Genomic DNA, 24,203 nt, shown 5'->3' with positions numbered 1-24,203 from the left:
TTATTTTAGACAATTAACCTACTTTTGAATAGATAACTAATAAGTTTAAGTTTTAAGAGAACATCTTCTAACTTCTAACTTCTAACTTCTAACTTCAATATGAACTATATTCTTTTTGATGGACCTTCGCGTAATAACTTATTGCCATTTACTTTTACGCGTCCTGTTGCCGATATAAGAATTGGAATTTTAACCATTCGTGAAAAGTGGGAGACTTTTTTAGATACCACCACCACAACCATTACTGAAGAGTATTTATCTGATAAATATCCCATGGTAGAAATGGATGAAAATGTCATGATAAACGCATCGTACCTTCCAAATTTAGAATTGGTAGAAATGGTGAAAGATTTACAGGAAAATCAAGCTATTTTTAAGGATGAAGATGTGATTGCTTTCTTTTCAAAGAATACACAAGAAGAGGTTGATTTTGATAGCTATGAGGCCATTGAATTTAATGACGATGTTATTAAAATTGAACATACTTGGGATATTTTTTCAAAAAATGGAGAGGCCATTCAAGAAGATTTTAATTTGCTAACAAATGGAAGACGTTCTCAACCCATTCCATCAAGTAATAACGTAATTGCAGCCGAAAATATTTTTATTGAAGAAGGTGCCAGTTTGGAATTTGTAACACTGAATGCTAGTAATGGCCCAATTTATATTGGAAAAAATTCCTTGATAATGGAAGGGTCTTTAATTCGTGGGCCTTTTGCACTGTGTGAAGAAGCGATTGTGAAAATGGGAGCTAGAATTTACGGGCCTACTACTATTGGACCTTCAAGTAAAGTAGGTGGTGAGATAAATAATGCAGTGCTGTTTGCCAATTCAAATAAAGGTCACGATGGGTTTTTAGGAAACTCTGTTTTAGGAGAATGGTGTAACTTAGGCGCAGATACCAATACGTCTAACTTGAAAAATAATTATGCCGAAGTGCGTTTATGGGACTATCAGACAGAAAGTTTTGCAAGAACAGGATTACAGTTTTGTGGACTTATGATGGGAGACCATAGTAAATGTGGTATCAATACCATGTTTAATACAGGTACGGTTATAGGGGTTAGTGTGAATATTTTTGGAAGTGGTTTTCCTAGAAATTTCGTGCCGAGTTTTAGTTGGGGAGGAAGTGCTGGTTTTACAACTTATGTAACCAAAAAGGCATTTGAAGTAGCTGAAGTGGTTATGTCTAGGCGTAATATGACATTTTCCGAACAAGATAAAGTTATTTTAGAGCATATATTTGAAGAAACCAAAAGGTTTAGACGCGAGTAGTTTCTAGATGTTTTATATTGGAATATGTTTAAATTCAATTTGTTATATTTGTGAAACACTAGGTTTCTATGTTTAAAAAGCTGTATTTTTTATGTTTTTTTCTAGGTTATTTGGGATTCTCCCAAACAAAAACTTATACTGTAAAGAATATTGAAATGAATACCAAATACCCGCATTTTGGTTTGATGCTGGTAAATGATTCTAAAATAGTTTTCACTTCGTACTTATTAGACCATAAAGAAAAATTAAAACGATTTCAAGGAAATCCAATCTTAACTATTTTTGAGGGAACTGCTGTAGGAAGTGGAAATGTTCAAAATATAAGTCCGATTGAAATAGACCCAGACCAGAAAATATTCTATATTACAGCTGCAACATTATCGCCTAAAGGAGACCAACTTTATATTACTACAATGTTTGAAGGTAAAGATGTTGATGACGATAATTTCCAAATTAAAGTAGGTGAGTTTAAAACAGGTGTAGGATGGACAAATTTCAAGGAATTGCCGTTTTGTAATCCTAAATATTCCTATGCACATCCTGCTATAAGTAAAGATGGGAAAACCATGTATTTCACTTCGAATATTGGAGGAGGAAAAGAAACAACCAAAGGAGGTTCAGATATTTTTAAAGTCGATATTTTAGGGAATGGTGAATTTTCGGAACCTAAAAATTTAGGAAGCAAAGTAAATTCATATAGCAAAGAAATGTTTCCTTTTATTAGTGCAGACAATACGTTGTATTTTGCATCGAACCGACCAAATGGTTTCGGCGGTTTTGATATTTACAGAAGTAAAATGAATGTAGATGGTACTTTTGAAAAAGCAGAAAAACTTCCCAAACCCATAAACAGTTCCGAAGATGATTTTAGTTTGATTATTAATAGCGTGAATAAATCAGGCTATTTATCATCAAAACGTGATGGAGGAAAAGGGGATGATGATGTGTATTATTTTACGCTAAATTAATTTTTTTTCACCTGCTTCAATTCCAATAAATTAATAGGATTAATACCCAAACCATTTACATTTTTCCTGGTAAAACGTACAACTTCATCATAAAACAAAGGAACAACAGGTGCTTCGTGCATAACTAACGAATCCATTTTGGTATAAAGGCGTTCTCTTTTCGTGGTATTTGTTTCGGCAAAGGCTTTTTCGTACCACATATCAAACAAATCACTTTTAAAGTGTGTATAGTTAGGTCCGTTCGGGGCGAAATTTTTGCTATAATAAAGCGATAAATAGTTTTCTGCATCCGGATAATCAGCCACCCAACTCGCTCTAAATAAACTTAGTTTTCCGTTGGCTTTGGCATCTTTTAAAGTGGCGGCGGGAATAACATCTACATTTACAATGAGTCCGATTTTTTGAAGTTCACGTTGTATATATTCGCAAAAACTTAAGTAATTTCCTGTTGTTGTAATAGATATTTCCGGGGTTTTGTTGGCACTCTCTTTTTTAAATTCAGCAATTAATTGTTTGGCTTTTTCGGGTTGAAAATCAAAACCAATAGTTTCGTTGTAACCTGGTAATCCCTTTGGAATAAAACCTCCGTTGGCAGGAATACCAACACCATTTCGTAAATAAACCATCATTTTTTTACGATCGAAACCATAATTAATGGCTTTTCTAATGCGTTCGGATTGTATTTCAGGAATTTCAGAATCCATGTAAAACGCTAAATATTCGGTGTTTAAATAGGGACCACGAATCATGTTTACATCATTCTTGTATAAACTTCTAAGTTGTCCATCAGCCGTTAATATTTCATCTTTATAAGAAGCGTCCAATCCAGAAACAAAATCGATATTGCCTTGCGCAAACTGTAAAAACTCACTTTGCTTGTCGGGTAAAAAGGTTATGGAAACTGCTTCTAAATATGGTAATGCTTTGCCTTTTTTATCTTTTTCAAAATAATGATTGTTTTTTCTAAATACCAATTTGATGTTTTCTTCCCATCGTTTGAATTTGAATGGGCCTGTACCAATAGGGTGAGAACGGAAATCACTTCCATAGTGCTCTACAATTTCTTTAGGTACAACACTGCAATATTTCATGGTCAGTAATCCTAAAAAAGCGGGAAAAGGTTGTTTTAGTTGGATTTGAAAAAGGGTGTCGTTTACTGCTTTAAAGCTATCAACCTTACCTAAAACCCAACCACCAGGAGAAGCAACTTGGGGGTCTAATAAACGGTTTAGGCTGTATTCAAAATCTTTGGCAAATACTGCTCTTGTTGAATCTTTTCCAAATAAAGCATCTTTATGGAAATACACATCGTTGCGTAATAAAAACGAGTAGGTTAGGGCATCTTCAGAAATAGTCCAACTTTTTGCAATACAAGGTTGTACGTTTAAATGGTCGTCCATTTGTACTAAACCGTTAAATAATTGGTTTGTGGCCCATATATCGGCGATGTCTTTAGAAAAAGCAGGGTCTAACGAGCCTATGTTTTTATGTTCATTATACCTAAAAACAAGGGAATCGTTATTCATTGTAGATTTCTTATTGCAAGATACGTACATGTTCGCAATAAGTAAGAGTATGCTGTATTTAAAAAACTTAGAATAGGCCTTAATCACATTGGTAGTTTTATGTATTCAAAAATAAAGTTTTTATTTTCTATTTCTAATTAAAATAGATGTGACTTTTTAAAGAAATATGTGTCTAAAATAATGTTAGGTGATTTTTTGTTATTATCAACAACCAAGTCTCTCAAAGGGTGTAAAATTATGCTACGCCCTTAAATTAAGAGCGTTTCGCTTTGAAACGCTCTTTTTTTATTAACTTTGCACCTTTAATAAAAGAAATGAATTCTCGAAAAAAAGTCGCATTTTATACATTAGGTTGTAAACTTAATTTTTCTGAAACTTCAACAATCGCAAGAAGTTTTACAGATGAAGGTTTCGATCGTGTAGATTTTTCTGAAAATGCAGATATTTACGTTATAAATACCTGTTCGGTAACCGAAAATGCAGACAAGCGTTTTAAAAGTATTGTGAAACAAGCACAAAAGGTAAACCCGAAAGCATTTGTGGCTGCTGTTGGTTGTTATGCACAATTAAAACCTCAAGAATTGGCAGATGTAGATGGGGTGGATTTGGTTTTGGGTGCAACTGAAAAATTCAAGATTACAGACTATATAAATGATCTATCTAAAAATGACATGGGCGAAGTACATTCCTGTGAAATTGAAGAAGCCGATTTTTATGTAGGCAGCTATTCAATAGGAGATAGAACCCGTGCCTTTTTAAAAGTTCAAGATGGTTGTGATTATAAATGTACCTATTGCACCATTCCATTGGCACGTGGTATTTCACGAAGTGATACTATGCAAAATGTGTTGGAGAATGCCCGAGAAATTTCAGCTCAAAACATTAAGGAAATAGTTTTAACGGGTGTTAATATTGGCGACTACGGAAAAGGTGAGTTTGGAAACAAAAAACACGAACACACGTTTTTAGATTTGGTAACAGAGCTGGATAAGGTAGAAGGCATTGAGCGTTTACGAATTTCATCTATTGAGCCGAATCTTTTAAAGAACGAAACCATCGATTTGGTTTCAAGATCTAGAGCTTTTGTGCCTCATTTTCATATTCCATTACAATCTGGTAGCAACGAGATTCTTAAAAAAATGAAACGTCGTTACATGCGTGAACTGTATGTAGATAGGGTTTCAAAAATAAAAGAAGTGATGCCTCACGCCTGTATAGGTGTGGATGTTATTGTTGGTTTTCCGGGTGAAACAGATGCACATTTTTTAGAAACCTACAATTTTTTAAACGGACTGGATATTTCGTATTTACACGTATTTACCTATTCGGAGCGGGATAACACTGAAGCTGCTGAAATGGACGGAGTTGTACCAATGAATGTTAGAAACAAACGCAGTAAAATGTTACGTGGTTTATCGGTTAAGAAGCGCCGTGCATTTTATGAAAGCCAAATAGGGACACAAAGAACCGTATTGTTTGAAAGCGAAAACAAAGAAGGGTATATTTATGGATTTACTGAAAATTACGTTAAGATAAAAGCACCATGGAATCCTGAATTGGTAAATACATTACATCAAGTAGAACTTACCAAAATTGATGAAGATGGCTTGGTTCGATTTGAATTTGTTAAGCTATTAGCCTAATTTAAGTGCCAATTAACCTTATTTTATTCTTTTCAACTTATTTATTGTGCAGCTGAATATTTACGTAATACTTTTACTGAAGAAGTAAATAATGCCCCAAAATGAAGAACATATTATTAATCTTATGTTTTACGCCTTTATTATTGACCAGTTGCTTTAGAGATGGAGACGACGACTTTGCTATTGTAGGTGTATGGCAATTATCGGCTATGAATGTTGAAGATGGTTTTGATATAAATAACGATGGAACCATTAGCTCCAATTTGTTAAATGAAATAGATTGTATAAACAATGAAACTTTGGTTTTTGAATCTAATGGTGTTGTAACATCTAATTCAACGTTCAATCCTCATATAAAAATTGCGTTACTTGATGGTGCTTCAGATGAATATATTTTTAATGTTGTTTGTGATGAAGAAGGTGTTATAAGTTTTGCTACAACATATGCATATAATAGTAAGGTAGTAGTAATTAATGAAAGCATCGCAACTTTTGCTAACAACCAATTGTCAAGGGTCTTTGAAGATGCTATCCAAATATATAATGAAGATTTTACGGAAGTAGTAACAACCAAAGATTTAACCTTGGTTTATACAAAACAATAAATTTTTCGTTTTAACCCAAAAAAAAGTCCGAAGTTTTTAAACTTCGGACTTTTTTAATTTTATCTAAAATCTAAAATCTAAATCCTAACGCCTACTGGAAGCATGCGTTTATACTTTCGGTTGCTTCTAACAAACTTAGCAATTTCAGGACTTGTTGGTACAACGCTTAAATTGCGTTCTTCAATTTGTTCAAAAACAGCAGCTAAAAAAATTTTGGTAAAATTCTCATCATTAATTTCCTCAGGAATAACAAGTTTGGTTAAAAAAATCTTTCGTTCTTGCAATGAGTATTCTATTTTAGCTAAATGGTTATCGATTTTCAGTTCAAACTGGCGTAAAAAATCATTATCTACTAATTCTGCAACATCAATCATAGTGAGTATTTTTTAATTTTTCAGGAAACTTAAAATAGCTGAGTACTATTGTATAACTTTGTTTGGCAAAAATACGAAAAATAATCGTTATTAAAAAGTAAAATACAGGTTAATGCCTTATAAAATAAACTATTAGAGTTTAATAGTTGTTTTGTGTTTTTTATGTTAAAACGTATGAGAGAAGAAATTATACACGTTTATTTAATGCCAGGAATGGCAGCAAGTCCTAAAATCTTTGAGTATATCAAATTGCCCGAAGACCAATTTAAAATTCATTACTTAGAATGGTTTTTACCTCTTAAAAATGAGATTATTAGCGATTATGCTTTAAGAATGACAAAGCATATATTACATGAAAATGTAGTATTGTTGGGTGTGTCTTTTGGAGGCGTTTTAGTGCAAGAAATGAGTAAGCATATTGCGGTAAAGAAGCTTATTATTGTGTCTAGCGTAAAATCGATGCACGAATTGCCAAAAAAAATGTTATTAGCAAAAGCAACCATGGCATATAAGTTGCTACCAACACAGTTGGTTGGTAATGTCGAGCTTTTTTCTAAATATGTCTTTGGAAATAATATAACAAAGCGTTTGGAGTTATATAAAAAATATTTATCGGTAAATCATAGTAGTTATTTAAGTTGGGCAATTAAAGAAATGGTTTGTTGGAACCAAGCAAATTACTTGCCTGACATTGTTCATATTCATGGTGATAATGATGCGGTATTTCCCATAAAAAACATTTCAAATTGTATTACAATAAAAGGAGGGACCCATATTATGATTATCAATAAATACAAATGGTTTAACGAAAATTTACCAAGGATAATTTCAGAAAACTAAGCAAAATATTTACCTTTAAATAAAACTTTTTAAAAATGAAGACTATACAGAAAATATTGGCGTTTGTGGGATTATTAAGTTTATGTGCTTTATTTGTTTATGCCCTTCAAGATGCGCCTACCGATGAAAATTTTGAAAAAAAGCTGATAAACGATTATAATGTTTATGCGCTTCAAGTGCCTGGCAATTTAGATTTCGCAGGTGAGCCCATGCCACTTAAAGACCTGGATATTTTTGAGCGTATGGATAAAGAGTTGTTGGTTAACACCTATTGGCAATCCAACGGATTGTTAATGTTTAAACGGGCTAATAAGTATTTCCCGATTATAGAGCCCATTTTAGCCAAAAATGGTATTCCAGACGATTTTAAATATTTAGCAGTCATAGAAAGTGGTTTAACCAATGCTGTTTCTCCAGCAGGAGCTCGTGGTGTATGGCAAATTATGCCAGCTACGGCGAAAGAGAATGGATTAGAGGTAAATGAAAATATTGATGAGCGCTACCATTTAGAAAAATCAACCGAAGTAGCCTGTAAGTATTTGTTGAAATCCAAAGAAGATTTAGGTTCATGGACGCTTGCAGCTGCTGCTTACAATGCTGGTAATGCTGGAATTTCTAGATATTTAAGAGAACAAAACGTTAAGAATTATTACGATTTGTTGTTGGGTGAAGAAACGGGGCGTTATATTTTTAGAATCGTTGCCCTTAAGGAAATTTTATCCAATCCAGCTAAATATGGTTTTAATTTTAGAGAGAAGGATTTATACAATAATGTGCCTACCCGAAAAGTAACTGTTAATACTGAAGTAACAGATTTTACAAAATTTGCTGAAGCAAATGGCATTAACTATAAAATACTCAAAATCCATAATCCTTGGTTAAGAGAACCGAAACTTAATAACAAATCGGGGAAAAGCTATGTTATAGAAATTCCGGAAAAGGGATATTACAATGTACAATAGTAAATAAAAAAAAGACCAACTAAATCATATCATAGTTGGTCTTTTCTTTTTGGGAGTTGTTAGAATTAGCCTCTTCTTTTTTGAGCTCTTATGGAACCACCTGCACCAAAATGTTGGTTTGGACCCACAGCACGTTTCATGTTTTCCTTCATCATTTTAATTTGATCGGTAAGCATGCCTTGTTTATCTAATTTTTGAGCTTCAGCAAGTAGTTTTTCAGCTTCAATTTTTCTGCGTTTAGAAAAAGCAATGCCCGATAAATTCAATTTTGCCATGGCCATATCATGATCCATAGATAAACCCAATGAAACGGCTTTCTTGAAATATTTTTCAGCCTCATTGACGTTTGTTTGAGAAACCATTAAACCATGTAAATAGTTATAATAACCTTGTTGTTTTCTTACCAAAGCAGCTTCAGGATTCTTAATTTTATCCAACCATTTTTTAGCACCTTCAAAATCTTGCTTACGTAACCTTAAAAATGCCAATAATATAAATTCATTCTTAAAATAAAGAAACACAAATATTAATGAAAGTAATATAAACATGATGCCATTGCCAATGTTTCCTTCGGTAAATTGATACACTGCAAAAGCAATTATTCCAGCAGCTATAACTAATTTTATTATTTTATTGTACATTTTTTATAGTTTGAATTATTGTTTTTAGATGTTTTTTACATCTAAGTTTAATTTTGAATGCAAAGAAACTAAATTTTTATCAAAATCAATCCATAGATTTTTAACAAAAGGGAGTTGTTGAGCCCAAATAAATAAAGGAATTTGTGGTTAATTAGTGTCTTGAAAATAAATTCGAAATATTTTTAAAATAACATTTGTCAAAGTAAAAACTCTTTGTATATTTGCCCTCGGTTTTAAAGGAACCTAAAATAATAAATAAAAAGTACAATTCAGATTTTAAAGATATAAAGTAATGAGCAAAAGAACATTTCAGCCATCGAAAAGAAAAAGAAGAAACAAACACGGTTTTAGAGAAAGAATGGCTTCTGCTAATGGAAGAAAAGTACTTGCTCGTAGAAGAGCTAAGGGTAGAAAAAAATTGTCTGTATCATCTGAATCTAGACATAAGAAATAATGATTAACAATTGTTGATATTAAAAAGGTGTTACTTAAGTGTAATGCCTTTTTTTATATCTGTTAATCCGTATTTTTGTAACTTATTATAAAACAATTATTAAACAGTAAAAATGCCAAAAAATTCAAAACTTAAATCTATTCTAATTATTGGATCTGGTCCTATTGTTATAGGGCAAGCATGCGAGTTTGATTATTCGGGAACACAAGCTTTACGCTCTTTAAAAGAGGATGGAATTGAAACCATTTTAATTAATTCGAATCCTGCAACCATCATGACCGACCCATCCATGGCCGATCATGTGTACTTGTTGCCGCTTACAACCAAATCGATAATTAAAATTTTAAAAGAACATCCACAAATTGATGCCGTTTTACCAACAATGGGTGGCCAAACTGCATTAAATTTATGTATTGAAGCCGATGAAAAAGGTATTTGGAAAGATTTTAATGTTGAAATTATAGGTGTAGATATTGATGCTATCAATATAACTGAAGATAGAGAAAAGTTTAGAATGCTTATGCTAAAAATAGGCATTCCTATGGCACCTCAAGCAACTGCAACATCCTATTTAAAAGGTAAGGAAATAGCGCAAGAGTTTGGCTTTCCTTTAATTATTAGAGCATCGTTTACTTTAGGTGGTGAAGGTGCTTCATTTGTTTATAAAGAAGAAGATTATGATGCGTTATTAACACGTGGATTAGAGGTGTCTCCAATTCACGAAGTGATGATTGATAAGGCGTTAATAGGTTGGAAAGAATATGAGTTAGAGTTGCTTCGAGACTCCAATGATAATGTAGTAATCATCTGTTCTATTGAAAACATGGATCCGATTGGTATTCATACAGGTGATTCTATAACCGTGGCACCTGCCATGACTTTAAGTGATAAAACTTACCAAAAAATGCGTGATATGGCCATTCATATGATGCGTAGTATTGGTGATTTTGCTGGAGGTTGTAACGTGCAGTTTGCGGTTTCACCAGATGAAAATGAAGATATTATTGCCATTGAAATCAACCCGCGTGTATCGCGTTCATCGGCATTAGCAAGTAAAGCAACGGGTTATCCAATTGCGAAAATTGCTGCTAAACTAGCTTTGGGTTATCATTTAGATGAATTACAAAATCAAATTACAAAATCTACTTCGGCTTTATTTGAGCCGACTTTAGATTACGTAATCGTAAAAATACCACGTTGGAACTTTGATAAGTTTGAAGGGTCTGATAGAACGTTAGGACTTCAAATGAAATCGGTAGGAGAAGTGATGGGTATTGGGCGTTCCTTCCAAGAAGCGCTTCATAAAGCAACACAATCGCTTGAAATTAAGCGTAATGGTTTAGGTGCCGACGGAAAAGAAAACAAGAACTACGATCAAATTATAGAAAAGCTTACCCATGCTTCTTGGGATCGTGTATTTATTATTTACGATGCCATTGCAATGGGAATTCCGTTAAGCAGAATTCACGAAATCACAAAAATAGACATGTGGTTTTTAAAGCAATACGAAGAGTTATTCTTGCTTCAAAAAGAAATTTCTACTTACACCATTGATACCATCCAAAAAGACTTATTGCTTGAAGCGAAGCAAAAAGGTTATGGAGATAGACAAATAGCGCACATGCTAGGTTGTTTAGAAAGTCAGGTTTACAATAAACGTGAAGAATTCGGGGTAAACCGTGTTTACAAGTTGGTTGATACCTGTGCTGCGGAGTTTAAAGCAAAAACACCTTATTACTACTCAACGTTTGAAAGTGATATGGAAACTGCGGACGGAAACCGTTATGCAGATAACGAAAGTATTGTAACAGATAAAAAGAAGGTTATTGTTTTAGGCTCGGGACCAAACCGAATTGGACAAGGTATTGAGTTCGATTACTGTTGTGTGCATGGTGTTTTGGCAGCTGCTGAATGTGGTTATGAAACCATCATGATTAACTGTAACCCTGAAACCGTTTCAACCGATTTTGATACTGCACATAAATTATACTTCGAGCCAGTTTTCTGGGAACATATTTACGACATCATCAAGCATGAAAAACCAGAAGGTGTTATTGTACAATTAGGTGGACAAACAGCTTTAAAACTTGCTGAAAAATTAACGAAATATGGTATTAAAATAATAGGAACAAGTTTTGAGTCTTTAGATTTAGCTGAAGATAGAGGGCATTTTTCAAACCTTTTAAAAGAAAACAATATTCCTTATCCACAGTTTGATATTGCAACCACAGCGGATGAAGCTGCTGCCATTGCAGATGTGTTGGATTTCCCAATATTGGTAAGACCTTCTTACGTACTTGGAGGGCAAGGGATGAAGATTGTTATCAATAAAGAAGAGCTTGAAAAACATGTGGTTGACTTGTTAAGCCAAATGCCAGGGAATCAACTACTTTTAGACCACTATCTAGAAGGAGCTATTGAAGCGGAAGCTGATGCCATTTGTGATGGAGAAGATGTGTACATCATTGGTATTATGGAACATATAGAGCCATGTGGAATCCACTCAGGGGACAGTAACTCGATGTTACCACCATTTAACCTAGGTGAGTTTGTGATGCAACAGATTAAAGACCATACTAAAAAAATTGCGTTGGCGCTTAATACGGTTGGTTTAATAAACATTCAGTTCGCTATAAAAGATGATATTGTTTACATCATCGAAGCAAACCCAAGAGCATCTCGTACCGTACCATTTATAGCAAAAGCTTATGGAGAGCCTTATGTAAACTACGCTACTAAGGTAATGTTAGGAGAGAAGAAGGTTAAAGATTTCAACTTTAATCCGCAATTAAAAGGATTTGCGATTAAGCAACCGGTATTCTCTTTCAATAAATTCCATAATGTGAATAAGAAATTGGGACCTGAAATGAAAAGTACAGGAGAAAGCATTTTGTTTATAGATAGTTTAAAAGACGATGAGTTTTACGAACTATACTCAAGACGAAAAATGTATCTTAATAAATAAAAATAGAAAAGCCGCTTTAAGCGGCTTTTTTTAGGTCTTTTCTAATTTGAAATTTAAGGAGATAGCAACAGTTTCAGAGACTTTATCTCTAACTACTTTGGGTATTTTTATATCAAAATCTGAAGTATTTACTTTGAAATTCCCCGATATATTTATGAAGTCACCTTCTTTTGAAAAGTTTAATGGAATGGATTCCAACTTTTTGCTTTTACCATGAAACGTTAAGGTGCCGCTAATCTTAAATATTGAATTAGACTGTAATTTATTCATGGTGAAATCTTCTAAATTTCCTTTAAAAATGGCTTTTGGATATTTATCAGATTCGGCATAATTTTCATTAAAATGTTCTTCCATTAAGGCATTTTTAAATCGAAAACCTTTAACTAAAACCAGTGCAGCAAATTCTCCGCTTTCAACCTCAATGATGGCTGTTACAGAATTATTAATGGCTTTAACTTCTTCAAAAGAAGAAACCGAAGCTTCAAAATTTACTACGCCAGTTTTTGTAATATACTTGGTTTGTGAAAATATATTAAGACTTAAAAAGACTATAAAATATGCTATTGCTTTTTTCATTTTGAATTTATTTAAGATGCTAAATAAATATGAACTTTTTTAATTCTCCAGCAAACCATCATCTAACCATTTTTGAATTAAATCTCTATTGGCTTGAGACATTAAGCCGTCTGTTGGCATTGGATTATTGGTATTGTTTATTCTGCCAATTAACCCTCTGGTTTCTACGGCACTTTTTACTTGACTATATGTTGTTAAAGACATAGGGGCGCCATTAGTTGGTGGATTGCCATGACATGAAGTACAATTTGCACTCATTATACTTTTTATGTTACCGTTATAGGTGATTTTACCTGATGGGTTCGGATTTGGGTTTGGGTTTGGTGTAGGTGAAGTGTCATCGTCACTACCACTAGAGCAATTGAATAACAATGTAACTGTTACAAATACGTAAACTAAATTTTTAAATTTCATAGCGTGAATTTTTAAATTAATATTTCGTTTTTTTAGCATTATTTATTTACTAGGCATATCTAAAAAGTTCTACTTAGGTTAAATCCAAAGTAAATATTTCCATCGGTCCAGTCGCCTGTTGCTTGTCCTAAAAAGCCATTGGTGTTCATAGCTTGTGCATTGGTAAAGTGCATTTGAAAAACATGACCGCCAGTTTCCAAATCTAAGCCCAGAGATAATGGGTTTTTAAAAGGTGAATTACTAGCTCTATTTAAATGCCAACCGTAATCGGCATTTATAGACCATCTTTTACCTAATTTATAGCGTCCGCCAAAACCTAATGCAAACTGAGAATTATTTTGTTCTTCTATCAAAACATAATTGTCGTGAAAAAAAGTAGGTGCCAATTCTATAGATAAATTGGTGTTTACCTTTCTGGAAATTAATAGTTGTGCCGCATATCCTAAACGATCCTTAAATTTAATGGATGGCACATCATTTTCATCTAAGGCTGTATTGATTAGGAGGTCGTTAAAACCTACAATAGTAAATGGGAAACCGTTTTTTTCTTGTCTTGCAAGCCTATATTTTAATGAAGCTTCATAAGTTTTTTGAAACGAACTTCTAGAAACTCCAATATTTAGCCCATCTGAAATTCCGTATATGAAATTGAGCCTGGTTACGGCATCATCAAGTCCAAAAAACGTGTTGATACCATTTTTAATCGTACCAAATCTGTGCGATACAATAAATGTTAATTGTTTTTTTGAAACCAGCTTCGTTGATTCGAAGTTTACAATTTTCAAACCTTTAAATGTGGCTATTTCATAGTCAGTATTTGTTGTGTCTGTATCGATTTCCTTTAATAAATCATCTTGTGCGTAAGCTAAAAAAGGGAAAATGGATAAGATAAATATTATGATGATTTTCATATGTCAATGCTGTTTAAATTGTGGTTATTGTTTTAAGAATCGTTCCGTTTTAGAAAAGTTATTAGCTGAAATTTTTATAATATACATGCCTTTGCTCCATTTTGAAATGTCTATTTGACTTTCTAATACTTTGCTGGTATATACCTGTTTTCCCAATAAATCAAATACTGCAACGTTATCTACTTTTAAGTTTGGCTGTGTTTTTAGTTGTATAAGTGCACTAGCTGGATTTGGTGATATTGAGAATTCCTTTAATTGAAAATCGTCTAAACTTAAAGTTGTTGATGCTTCAATAACGTCAATATCTAAAGTGGCAGAAATGGCATCGCCTTCCCATGCAGGAGACGCGCTGCTTAGAATTCGCATCGTATTAACATTTTGTAATGTTTGGGATATGTTTGTGCCTCCAATCAATGAAAAGTTAGAGGAGCTAATTGGAATTGTTACTTCTGTCCATGGACTTCCACTATTAATAGTAACGGCATTTGTAGTGCATATTTTGCCGCCAGCTCCATCAAAAGCAATTCTTATATTTAGTGAATTTGTTGTTGCTTTAGCTTTGAATTTAATAGCAATAATACTTTGCCCAGTAAAATTGCCAGTCCACTGGTTTTGGTTAAACATCACCATTCTACTTCCTGGTCCTGCGCCACTGGAAACATTTCTTAAAAAATTGTCGTTTGCGCCGTTTGGGCCACCAGTTGAAATGTTGACTGGCGGATTTGGAGATTGCGCTCCTTCTGCCCACGATTGCACCGTACCGGATTCAAAATCATCAATTTGACCTGCAAACACCTGCGATAAAACCGATGTTGAAATCAATATTGAAAAAAGAAAAAGTAATGTTGCTTTCATAATATTTTAGTTTTAGGATTAATCAATAATAATGCATTGGTCTAGTTTTACTTGTTCTAACAGATCATCATAACCAATGAAACGACCTTTAATTTTGATTTTGTCAGTATTTAAAGTTTTTTGGATTTCATTTGAAAATTGACAAAACACTTTGTCCTCTATAGTAATGCTTTGTGGATTTTTATCTGAAATACTGCCACTAACTTCAATAGTTTTATTTAAATATTTGTTTTCTGACGACATGGGATTAATTGCAAATTCATTCGAAATATCTGATGCTGTAAGTTTATATATAGATGTTTCGGTTGCTATATCACGGTGGTCTTGATAAACATACCTGTAACCTATAACTGCAAGAGCACATAGCAGTATTATAATTAACCATTTTTTCATAGCATTTTATTTTTTTAAACTGCTTCAGTTTTTAAACTGAAGCAGTTCCGCTAGTAATCAAATGTTATAACACTTAAAAATGACATTTGAAAATGAAATTTCTCTTTTTCATTAAGTATTACTACTAGCTTATTTATTTAAAAAAAAAATTGATATAATTAGTTGCAATTATTTTTATATCGCATTCTATCGTTGCCACCAACCCTTAGGTCTATTTTGGTTTCGGTATATTTTGATATTTCATGCAAAACCCAATTGTTATTGCAATAAGGTAATTTAGGAACATTTATGGTAACTATTAAACTGTTTCCTGTTCCTTTAGTAGTGTAAGTGCCATAATTTGTATTGTTCGCGTAAAAAGCAGAAACAGTTCCGTCGGTACGAAAATTAAAAGTGTAACCATCATAATAGTCATCATAATCATTTCCATAACGTTCTAACTTATCAATACTCCAACCTGAACAGTTAGTTAAAATGTCAAGTAGTTGATCTTGGTTACAGTCATTACAATCATCGTCATTATAATCGTAATCATCATCTTCATCACAATTATTACCATAAGTTTCTATTAAGTCTTTTAATTCATTAAGATTGTTGGTGATTAATTGTGTGCCATCATACAGTGTTACTTCGATGGGGAATTTAATGGTAACAAAATCAGTATTTCTTAAATTTTTAATAAAGCCATATAGCTGAATATCTGAGGTTATAGCAATGCTTTCTATAATTTCGCTGTTTGAGTTATATAAAGAAGCCGTAATGGGGTAATTAAAATCTAAGCACTCTATATCGTCATCAATTTCATTTTCACCATTACAAGTGCTTATGTAATTATATAGTTCTGTGTAATTGTTGATTCTTACATTCGTAAAATCGCTAAGAATGATGGTAATTGGAAAAGAAATGAATAAAGTATCAATATCATCATCATCGTCATCAAAAATGTATTCAATAATTTTATAATCTTCTTCTGTTTTAATAGTAATGCTATTACCGTTCACCATTACAGTAATAGGCAATTTTATATTAAAGCAATTGGCTTTATCTATGATATTATCATTAGACCCATCATTGATAGATGTTTTTTGCATTAAACTGGCAACTGAAGAATTGGCAACCAAAACTTCGTCTTCCGGTGCCTGTATAGATTCGGTTTCCTCTGTTCTGCAAGAAGTAATAAATACCAATGCTGTAATAAAGATGTAAAAGATAACTTTTTGAGCTATTGTTTTCATAATTTGGTGGTCTTTAACAGAAGCTTTTATTAATTAAACAACTAGAAATAAAAAACTCCTGAATTTTTTTAATATATTTTTTATATAACTTTAAAGCACTAAATTAAATACTTTGCCAAAAGAACTTAACGACCATATATGCGAAGACAAGGTTTTTGAGCGTGTTTATAATAAATACTCACAAGACTTGCTTAATTTTTTATATTATAAATATGGTTCGCAAATAAACCCAAACGATGTAGCGCAAGATGCATTTATAAAGCTATGGGATAATTGTAAAAAGGTTAGTTTAAGTAAAGCTAAATCATTTTTGTTTACTGTTGCCAATAATTTAATGTTGAATGAGCTTAAACATCAAAAAGTAGTTTTAAAATATCACAATGAAAGGCCGAAAGATTACACCAATGAATCGCCAGAGTTTATTTTTGAAAAAGAACAGTTTTTACAGCGCTATCAAAAAGTGTTGGAAAATTTAAATGAAGAACAACGCATCGCCTTTTTAATGAATAAAGTGGAAGGGAAAAAACATAGCGAAATTGCCGAACTTTTGGGAGTTACCCAAAAAGTAGTAGAATATAGGATTTATAGTGCCTTCAATACGTTGAAGAAAGAATTGGAAGGATTTAAAATAAAATAATCAGGAGAATTTAGTTTTAAGTTGTTATATATTAAAGTTAAGGATAGATGGATAAAGAGCATTTAATAGAAAAATGGTTAAAGGACGAGCTTAATGATGCTGAAAAAGAAATGTTTGGCAAGTTGGATGATGCAGAGTTAAACGAAAATATAATAGATAGCGCGAAACATTTTAAAGCCTCACATTTTTATAAATTAGAAGATTTTAATACGTTTAAAACGCAGTACAAATCGTTAAAAACACCTGTTAAAAAATTAAATTGGACGAATCCACTGCTAAAAATAGCGAGTGTCATTTTAATTGGTTTGAGTATTTATTTTGCTTTTTTTTCAGACCCATTTACACATATAGAAACCTTAGCCGGCGAGAAATCTTCTATAGAGCTTCCAGACCACTCTAAAGTAGAATTAAATGCCCTATCTTCTGTTGAGTTCAATACCAAAAATTGGGATGACCATAGGTTTTTAAAGCTTGAAGGAGAAGCTTATTTTGTGGTTTCAAAAGGAAAAACTTTTGATGTTAAAACCAAAAGCGGGACAGTAACCGTTGTTGGTACACAATTTAATGTAAAGCAACGCGATAATTATTTTGAAGTCAAATGTTTTGAAGGTATTGTAAAAGTAAGTTCAGATACCATATCCAGAAAATTATTGGCAGGTGATACCTATCTAATTTTAGATGGCAAATTCACCCAAGGTAAAATAGTGGCATCTGCACCAAAATGGAGAGATAATTGGAGTGAATTTGAGGCAATGCCAATAAGAGAAGTGCTTTCAGAATTAGAACGACAATATAACGTACAAGTCACTTTTAAAAATATAGATATTAACAGATTGTTTACGGGAGGTTTTGTGCATAACAACCTTGAAAATGCCCTTATTGCCATAACGCAACCCATGAATATGACCTATGAATTGAGTTCTTCAAACCTGGTAATAATTCATGGGAAGTAGAATTAGAGAAATAACCATTTTTTTTAGTTTTTTGCTTTTTGTCTTTTTTAGTAGTTATGCTCAAAATGTCAATAAGCAGAAACCATTGGCTTATGTAATAAATGTATTGGAAGTGCAACATCAGGTTCAATTTAATTACGCCGAAGATACTATTGAAAATATTTTCCTCATTTCTCCAGATGCAAGTTTACCGTTAAAGGAAGTCTTGACTTATCTAGAAATCCAAACGGGTTTATTGTTTTCTATGTTGAGCGATGGTATTGTTCTTGTAAAGCCTAAAGAAGATAAAATGCTTTGTGGCTATGTAAAAGATAAAGATAATTTACAACCCTTAGCATATGCAACGGTTCAAACCTTAATGAACTCTGCCACAACAGATGAAAATGGTTTTTTTCAAATTAAAGTTAAAAGTATAACACAGCCCGTCACCATTCGGTTTATAGGGTATCAAACTATCGTCAAACCGTATAATCAATTTTCAAAATTAGGGTGTGCAGATGTTTTATTGTTTCCTAATTTTCAGTCACTGTCGGAAGTTGTTGTTTCAAATTATATCGCAAGTGGTATAAATAAGATAAACAATGGTTCTTATGAAATAAATTTTTCAGATTTTGATATCCTTCCAGGATTAATAGATAATGATGTTTTGCAGTCTGTCCAGGCGTTTCCAGGGATTCAAAGTATCAACGAGACTGTTTCAAATATAAATATTCGAGGGGGTACACACGATCAAAACCTGATTCTTTGGGATGATATAAAAATGTATCAATCCGGTCATTTTTTCGGGTTGATTTCTATGTATAATCCCCAAATTACCCAAAAGGTTTCATTAAGAAAGAATGGGAGCGATGTGAGTTATACCGATGGTGTTTCCGGAACTATTTCAATGAAAACCAATCAATCAGTTAACAACAGACTTAACGCAACTGTAGGTGTTAATTTAACAGATGCCAATGCTTTTGTTGATGTTCCAATTAATAAAACATCTTCAATACAAGTGGCTGCAAGAAAATCGATTAGCAATTTTGTTGAAACACCAACGTATACCGCTTTTTTTGACAGAATTTCTCAAAATACAGAAGTTTCTAACAATGCCACCACCATTACCAATTCAGACAAAAAATTTGACTTTTACGACACTTCTTTACGTTGGATATATAAAATAAGTGATAAAGATGAATTGCGTATTAATTTTATAAATGTGTACAACGAACTTCAGTTTAATGAAAATGCGTTGGTGAATGAAGAAGAGGAATCTAAAGAAAGTAGTTTAACCCAAAATAGTATTGCAGGGGCATTACATTATAATAGAATTTGGAACAACAAATTCCAAACAGCCTTTGAAGCTTATGAAACCGACTATAAACTTAAAGCGGTAAATGTTGATGTGTTGGATTCTCAACGTTTTTTACAAGAAAACATCGTGTCTGAAACCAGTTTAAAATTAAAAGCTAATTATAGTTTTAGTGAGGCATTACAATTATTAAGTGGTTATCATTTTGTAGAAACCGAAGTTACTAATTTAGATGATGTAGACACCCCTTTGTTTAGGCTTTTGGTTTCGGAAGTAGTTAGAACACATGGCGTTTTTTCACAACTGGGTTACAGATCTGCAAACGGGTATTCAAATTTAAATTTTGGCGTGAGATATAATTTTATTGAAAAATTCAGTAAATCTATTTGGGAACCACGGATAAGCTTCAGTCAGCGATTTTTAAACTTTTTTACGATTGAAGTTTTAGGTGAATTCAAACATCAAAACACATCGCAAGTTATCAACTTCCAAAACGATTTTTTAGGAATTGAAAAGCGTCGGTGGCAGCTATCAAATAATAAAGACATTCCTGTAATTACAAGTAAACAGGCGTCACTAGGTTTAAATTACAGTCATAGAGGGTGGTTGTTTAATATAGAAGGGTATGTAAAGCATGTTGAAGGCATTACTGCACAAAGTCAAGGGTTTCAAAATCAATTTGAATTTTCGAAAAGTACAGGAGCAAATCGTGTAAGTGGTATTGACGTGTTATTTCGAAAACACCTCAATAAGTTTAACACTTGGATAAGCTATGCCTACATGCATAATACCTACCGGTTTAAAGAGTTACAGCCTAATTATTTTCCAAGCAATTACAACATTAAGCATGCAGCTACTTTAGGAATGACTTATAGCTTAGAGAATTTAAAACTATCTGCTGGATTAAATTGGCATTCTGGAAAACCTACAACTTTACCAATTACTGGTAATGAAATTGTAGATGGCAATGTAAATTATGAAGTTGTTAATATTTCAAATTTAGAAGATTATTTACGCTTAGATATATCTGCCCTTTATAATTTTAAACTAACCAACAAAACCAAAGCAAATGTTGGTGTCTCACTTTGGAATGTTTTAAATAAGGAAAACCAGATTAACCAATTTTATAAAATAAATAATGATGTGCTTAATGAAATAAATCAACGCTCTTTGGGTTTAACTCCTAATGCTGTTTTAAGATTTGATTTTTAAAAGAAGTATTAGCTTTCAGTCACTTCAATTTTAGCATTTTGATCTTTTAAAGAATCTAAATACAATTCCATTTTAAACTCCGAAGTTCTAAAAGCAGTAGTTCTATTTTTTGCTTGTTCTTGTCTGGCAATACTTCTGGCAAAGCGTCTTACTTTGTTTTTGGTATCTAAAATAATACCAGGTACAGGAACATTTTTTCCGTTTTCATCTTTAGCAACCATGGTGAAATATGAAGAATTGCAATGTTTTTTTTCGCCTGTTTGAATGTTTTCAGATTCAATTCTTACTCCTATAACCATCGATGTTCTACCAGTGTAATTTACTGATGCTTTAAGGGTTACCAATTCGCCTACTTCTATTGGATTTAAAAAATCTACCTTATTAACCGATGCAGTTACACAATAGTTTCTAGAGTGTTTTGAGGCGCAAGCAAATGCTATTTGGTCCATAAGCCCTAAAATGTAGCCACCATGTATTTTGCCACTAAAATTTGAATGCGATGGCAGCATTAATTGTGTAATTGTTATTTGCGATTCTTCAGTTGTTCTAAACATAAATATTAAATTAGCGAATTGAAAATAAGTCCAGTAAAAATAGCGATACCAAAACTTATTAAAGTTCCTATCAAAATGTATTCTGTTAGTTGACGGTGCTTAGATTCTTTTAAATCGCCAAATCTAAAAACCGATTTGGCAGTAATTAAAAATCCAACAGCTTCCCAGTGTCCTACTATTATAAAAATAAACACTAAAACGCGCTCTAAAATACCAATATATTTCCCTGCATCCTCAAGTGACTCGTTATTTTTAGTGAGTTCTGAAATATTCCACTTTAAAAAAATGGTTTTCATAATTATTGATGTAGGTATTGTTAAAAACAGCAAACAAGCTAATAGCAAAAGATTGAATTCTGTTACGAGGTTGTTCAATTGGAATGTGTTCTCAATAAAAATAAAATAGCAGCAAAAAATAACGGCAATATGGAGTATTTGGTCTATAAAAAATAAAAGACGTCTTGTTTTTTTCTTCTGAATTGAAAGTTTTGTAGCATCAATAATGAAATGCGTTATACCGATGGTTAAAATGATAGACCATAGTGAAATATCCCAAAGAAAGATACTGGTTAAGACGATATGAATTAAAACATGAAAATAGAGCTTATTCGATTTTAGCTTTTTCTTTTCTTTTTCTCTTACCCATTTTTCTGGTTGAAGAAAAAAATCGCCAATAATATGAGCCAGTAAAAGTTTTATCAGTACCATCATTTTTTTTCCAATTGTTTTTCTTCTAACAGATTTATTTTTTTACGATACATGCCATCCAAATCCATTATTTCGTTAAAATGTGCTCGTTTTAAACGTTTGCTTACCGCATCTTGACTCACACCTAAAACTTGTGCCATTTCTGTTTGTAAAACACCATAATTTTCAAGAGCTATTTTAACCGTTTCTGCTGAATTGACAGACCAATTATCCATCGTTATTAAGGCAAGTTTAAAATACAAGTTTAGTTCTTCGTTTAAAAATGAGTGTTTAGACTTTATTTTTAAGTTTGTTTTTTCTTTTTTAAGTTCCTCCAAGGTATCTCCGGAAAATTGAAATGCTTCTCCATTAGATTCAGTAATTATATTGCCTTCAAAGGCTTTATTTCCTACACCAATTGCCATTCGAACATCCAATCCTTTTACGGTTTTTACACAAGCTTTAATATATGTGGCAATATTGAATGCTTTTTTATTGTCCTCAATTTCAATTTGAAAACTGTCACCACGGAATATTTCCCAGTATTTTTTATCAATACTCGTTTTGGTCAATGCTTCTTTTAAAGGCGTTAACCATATTTCTGGATTTTTGAATTTCTTAGACCTAACGATGTCGCCTGTTATTATGCTTACCATATTCAAATTTTATATTCCATGTTTATAGAATATTCAAAAATATGCCTTTTTTATGGAATATTCAAAAATATGCCTTTTTTATGGAATATTAAATGTATCACGTTTTTAGGTGATAAACAAATATATTGCGTTTTTAAGTGATAAAATAGCGTCGCTTTCAACTTTAGTAATTAGTCTAAATCGTCATTAGCACGTTTTATAATGGCTTCTGGTAATGCTTTTTTGGCTTTGGCTCCCATTTTTTTAAGGCGCTCAACACTCGATATTAAATTTCCTTTACCATCAACCAGTTTGTTCATAGCCGCAGAATAATCGCTTTTGGCAGCGTCAATTTTTTTGCCAACACCTGTTAAATCGGATACCAAACCTTCAAATTTATCGTAAAGTGCACCTGCTTGTCGTGCAATTTCAATGGCATTTTGTTGTTGTTTTTCGTTGTTCCACATACTGTCAATAGTACGCAAAGTAGCTAAAAGGGTGGAAGGTGTTACAATGACAATATTCTTTTCAAAAGCTTTGTTGTAGATGCTGTTATCTTCGTTCACAACCACCGCAAAAGCAGGCTCTATGGGGATGAACATGAGTACAAAATCAGGTGATTCTATATCATACAAATCTTGATAGTTTTTTTCTGAAAGTTGATCCACATGTTTTTTAACCGAGTTTACGTGTGCTTTTAAAAATAGTGGTCTGTCATCGTCTTCTGCATTAACCAAGCGTTCATAATCGGTTAACGATACTTTACTGTCAATAATCATTTTTTTGCCATCGGGCAGATGCAAAACCACATCGGGTAAAACGCGCGAGCCATTTTCTAAAGTAAAACTTTGCTGTACAAAATATTCTCTATCTTTCTCTAAACCAGACTTTTCCAATACACGTTCTAAAACCAATTCGCCCCAGTTTCCTTGCATTTTACTGTCGCCTTTTAACGCTCGGGTTAGGTTGGTTGCTTCTTTGGTCATTTGTTGGTTGAGGTCTTTTAATCCTAAAAGTTGCTCTTTTAACGCCGAATGCATACTGATGCTTTCTTTTTGGGTTAAATCGACTTTATCTTCAAAGGTTTTTATTTTTTCTTGAAGCGGTTTTAAAATAGCATCTAAGTTTTCTTTGTTTTTAGTGGTGAATTTTTCTGATTTTTCCTCTAAAATTTTATTTGCCAACAATTCAAAATCTTTACGAAGTTGCTCTTGGCGTTCTTCTATTTCTTGTTCGCGTTTAGAACTTATTTGTTGTAGGTTGTCATATTCGGTGTTTTTGCGGGTTAATTCGGCATTTAAAAACTCTTTTTCCCGACGAATATCTTCACGTTCTTTTTCAATTTTATCAACGGTTTGTTTTAAATCATTAATAGTGATATTAAGCTGGTTTTGGCGTTCTTCTAAAGTGCTTTGTTCGCTTTTACTTTTTAGTTTGGTAATGGTCATACCAATATAAGCGCCAATACCACCAGAAATTAGAATAGCAAGAATTAGGATAAGGTTATCGTTCATTGAAAAAATATGTTTGACCAAAGATAATTTTTTTAGTCGGAAGAACGAAGTTTGCTATTGACAGAAATACAGCTTTTTGAA

At 32.6% G+C, this 24,203-nt stretch carries 24 protein-coding genes; 11 read left to right on the top strand and 13 right to left on the bottom strand.

Annotation, left to right across the window (positions count from 1 at the left end):
- Positions 1–99: 99 nt before the first annotated feature.
- Together ACGK9U_RS03005 and ACGK9U_RS03000 are read left to right on the top strand one after the other, a co-directional pair.
- Positions 100–1,275, top strand: a complete 1,176-nt coding sequence (locus ACGK9U_RS03005) for a GlmU family protein (protein WP_394464899.1) — start codon at positions 100–102, stop codon at positions 1,273–1,275.
- A gap of 155 nt (positions 1,276–1,430) precedes the next feature.
- Positions 1,431–2,243: a TolB family protein gene (locus tag ACGK9U_RS03000; protein WP_394464898.1), complete on the top strand. Its 813-nt coding sequence runs from the start codon at positions 1,431–1,433 to the stop codon at positions 2,241–2,243.
- On the opposite strand, the gene ACGK9U_RS02995 is transcribed toward ACGK9U_RS03000, so the two are convergent.
- Positions 2,240–3,769, bottom strand: coding sequence for an ABC transporter substrate-binding protein (locus tag ACGK9U_RS02995; protein ID WP_394464897.1), 1,530 nt, complete (start codon positions 3,767–3,769; stop codon positions 2,240–2,242). The two genes, ACGK9U_RS03000 and ACGK9U_RS02995, sit on opposite strands and share 4 nt — an antisense overlap.
- A 314-nt stretch (positions 3,770–4,083) precedes the next feature.
- Here ACGK9U_RS02995 and mtaB point away from each other — a divergent pair, with 314 nt between their 5' ends.
- Together mtaB and ACGK9U_RS02985 are read left to right on the top strand one after the other, a co-directional pair.
- Complete coding sequence (gene mtaB / locus ACGK9U_RS02990) at positions 4,084–5,412, top strand: tRNA (N(6)-L-threonylcarbamoyladenosine(37)-C(2))-methylthiotransferase MtaB (RefSeq protein WP_394464896.1); 1,329 nt, start codon at positions 4,084–4,086, stop codon at positions 5,410–5,412.
- 101 nt (positions 5,413–5,513) lie between these two features.
- The gene (locus ACGK9U_RS02985; RefSeq protein WP_394464895.1) at positions 5,514–6,017 is read left to right on the top strand and encodes a hypothetical protein; all 504 of its coding nucleotides are present in this window, start codon (positions 5,514–5,516) and stop codon (positions 6,015–6,017) included.
- 77 nt (positions 6,018–6,094) lie between these two features.
- On the opposite strand, the gene ACGK9U_RS02980 is transcribed toward ACGK9U_RS02985, so the two are convergent.
- Positions 6,095–6,391, bottom strand: a complete 297-nt coding sequence (locus ACGK9U_RS02980; RefSeq protein WP_394464894.1) for an N-acetyltransferase — start codon at positions 6,389–6,391, stop codon at positions 6,095–6,097.
- Positions 6,392–6,565: 174 nt separating this feature from the next.
- Between ACGK9U_RS02980 and ACGK9U_RS02975 the strand changes: the two genes are divergently transcribed.
- Both ACGK9U_RS02975 and ACGK9U_RS02970 read left to right on the top strand, forming a co-directional pair.
- Positions 6,566–7,231, top strand: a complete 666-nt coding sequence (locus ACGK9U_RS02975; RefSeq protein WP_394464893.1) for an alpha/beta hydrolase — start codon at positions 6,566–6,568, stop codon at positions 7,229–7,231.
- 35 nt (positions 7,232–7,266) lie between these two features.
- On the top strand, positions 7,267–8,193 hold the full coding sequence (locus ACGK9U_RS02970; protein WP_394464892.1) for a lytic transglycosylase domain-containing protein: 927 nt from the start codon (positions 7,267–7,269) through the stop codon (positions 8,191–8,193).
- A gap of 65 nt (positions 8,194–8,258) precedes the next feature.
- Here the strand turns inward: ACGK9U_RS02970 and ACGK9U_RS02965 are convergent, their stop codons facing one another.
- Positions 8,259–8,834 (bottom strand): DUF2892 domain-containing protein, encoded by a 576-nt coding sequence (locus ACGK9U_RS02965; RefSeq protein ID WP_394464891.1) that lies wholly within the window; start codon positions 8,832–8,834, stop codon positions 8,259–8,261.
- Between the two features lie 292 nt (positions 8,835–9,126).
- On the opposite strand from ACGK9U_RS02965, the gene rpmH reads away from it, so the two are divergent.
- Together rpmH and carB are read left to right on the top strand one after the other, a co-directional pair.
- Positions 9,127–9,288: a 50S ribosomal protein L34 gene (gene rpmH / locus ACGK9U_RS02960; protein ID WP_038527912.1), complete on the top strand. Its 162-nt coding sequence runs from the start codon at positions 9,127–9,129 to the stop codon at positions 9,286–9,288.
- A gap of 112 nt (positions 9,289–9,400) precedes the next feature.
- Complete coding sequence (gene carB, locus ACGK9U_RS02955) at positions 9,401–12,253, top strand: carbamoyl-phosphate synthase large subunit (protein WP_394464890.1); 2,853 nt, start codon at positions 9,401–9,403, stop codon at positions 12,251–12,253.
- Positions 12,254–12,283: 30 nt separating this feature from the next.
- Here the strand turns inward: carB and ACGK9U_RS02950 are convergent, their stop codons facing one another.
- From ACGK9U_RS02950 to ACGK9U_RS02925, 6 genes are all read right to left on the bottom strand, one after another.
- On the bottom strand, positions 12,284–12,829 hold the full coding sequence (locus ACGK9U_RS02950; RefSeq protein ID WP_394464889.1) for a YceI family protein: 546 nt from the start codon (positions 12,827–12,829) through the stop codon (positions 12,284–12,286).
- Positions 12,830–12,868: 39 nt separating this feature from the next.
- The gene (locus ACGK9U_RS02945) at positions 12,869–13,243 is read right to left on the bottom strand and encodes a cytochrome c (RefSeq protein ID WP_394464888.1); all 375 of its coding nucleotides are present in this window, start codon (positions 13,241–13,243) and stop codon (positions 12,869–12,871) included.
- 59 nt (positions 13,244–13,302) lie between these two features.
- Positions 13,303–14,154, bottom strand: coding sequence for a DUF5777 family beta-barrel protein (locus ACGK9U_RS02940; protein WP_394464887.1), 852 nt, complete (start codon positions 14,152–14,154; stop codon positions 13,303–13,305).
- 24 nt (positions 14,155–14,178) lie between these two features.
- Positions 14,179–15,009, bottom strand: a complete 831-nt coding sequence (locus ACGK9U_RS02935; RefSeq protein WP_394464886.1) for a T9SS type A sorting domain-containing protein — start codon at positions 15,007–15,009, stop codon at positions 14,179–14,181.
- Positions 15,010–15,027: 18 nt separating this feature from the next.
- Positions 15,028–15,402: a hypothetical protein gene (locus tag ACGK9U_RS02930; protein WP_394464885.1), complete on the bottom strand. Its 375-nt coding sequence runs from the start codon at positions 15,400–15,402 to the stop codon at positions 15,028–15,030.
- A gap of 158 nt (positions 15,403–15,560) precedes the next feature.
- Positions 15,561–16,637 (bottom strand): hypothetical protein, encoded by a 1,077-nt coding sequence (locus tag ACGK9U_RS02925; protein ID WP_394464884.1) that lies wholly within the window; start codon positions 16,635–16,637, stop codon positions 15,561–15,563.
- Positions 16,638–16,749: 112 nt separating this feature from the next.
- Between ACGK9U_RS02925 and ACGK9U_RS02920 the strand changes: the two genes are divergently transcribed.
- The 3 genes from ACGK9U_RS02920 to ACGK9U_RS02910 are packed head-to-tail and all read left to right on the top strand — an operon-like array spanning position 16,750 to position 20,733.
- Entirely contained in the window at positions 16,750–17,274 is a 525-nt protein-coding gene (locus ACGK9U_RS02920) for an RNA polymerase sigma factor (RefSeq protein WP_394464883.1), read from the top strand.
- A gap of 47 nt (positions 17,275–17,321) precedes the next feature.
- Positions 17,322–18,227, top strand: coding sequence for a FecR family protein (locus ACGK9U_RS02915; protein WP_394464882.1), 906 nt, complete (start codon positions 17,322–17,324; stop codon positions 18,225–18,227).
- On the top strand, positions 18,217–20,733 hold the full coding sequence (locus tag ACGK9U_RS02910; RefSeq protein WP_394464881.1) for a carboxypeptidase-like regulatory domain-containing protein: 2,517 nt from the start codon (positions 18,217–18,219) through the stop codon (positions 20,731–20,733). Before ACGK9U_RS02915 ends, ACGK9U_RS02910 begins: the two co-directional genes overlap by 11 nt.
- 8 nt (positions 20,734–20,741) lie before the next feature.
- Here the strand turns inward: ACGK9U_RS02910 and ACGK9U_RS02905 are convergent, their stop codons facing one another.
- The 4 genes from ACGK9U_RS02905 to ACGK9U_RS02890 all read right to left on the bottom strand — a co-directional run bounded on the left by ACGK9U_RS02905 (position 20,742) and on the right by ACGK9U_RS02890 (position 24,122).
- Positions 20,742–21,287 carry an acyl-CoA thioesterase gene (locus tag ACGK9U_RS02905; protein WP_394464880.1) on the bottom strand — a complete coding sequence of 182 codons (546 nt, stop codon included), beginning with the start codon at positions 21,285–21,287 and terminating at the stop codon, positions 20,742–20,744.
- Positions 21,288–21,292: 5 nt separating this feature from the next.
- Entirely contained in the window at positions 21,293–21,997 is a 705-nt protein-coding gene (locus ACGK9U_RS02900) for a DUF3307 domain-containing protein (RefSeq protein ID WP_394464879.1), read from the bottom strand.
- Complete coding sequence (locus tag ACGK9U_RS02895; RefSeq protein WP_394464878.1) at positions 21,994–22,629, bottom strand: SatD family protein; 636 nt, start codon at positions 22,627–22,629, stop codon at positions 21,994–21,996. The genes ACGK9U_RS02900 and ACGK9U_RS02895 overlap by 4 nt, the downstream gene beginning before the upstream one ends.
- Before the next feature lie 170 nt (positions 22,630–22,799).
- Entirely contained in the window at positions 22,800–24,122 is a 1,323-nt protein-coding gene (locus tag ACGK9U_RS02890; protein ID WP_394464877.1) for a DNA recombination protein RmuC, read from the bottom strand.
- Between the last annotated feature and the right edge of the window lie 81 nt (positions 24,123–24,203).

Origin of the sequence: Mariniflexile sp. HNIBRBA6329 (assembly GCF_043558645.1) — a bacterium.
Lineage (GTDB): Bacteria > Bacteroidota > Bacteroidia > Flavobacteriales > Flavobacteriaceae > Mariniflexile.
This window is presented reverse-complemented; position numbering and strand designations above follow the sequence as displayed.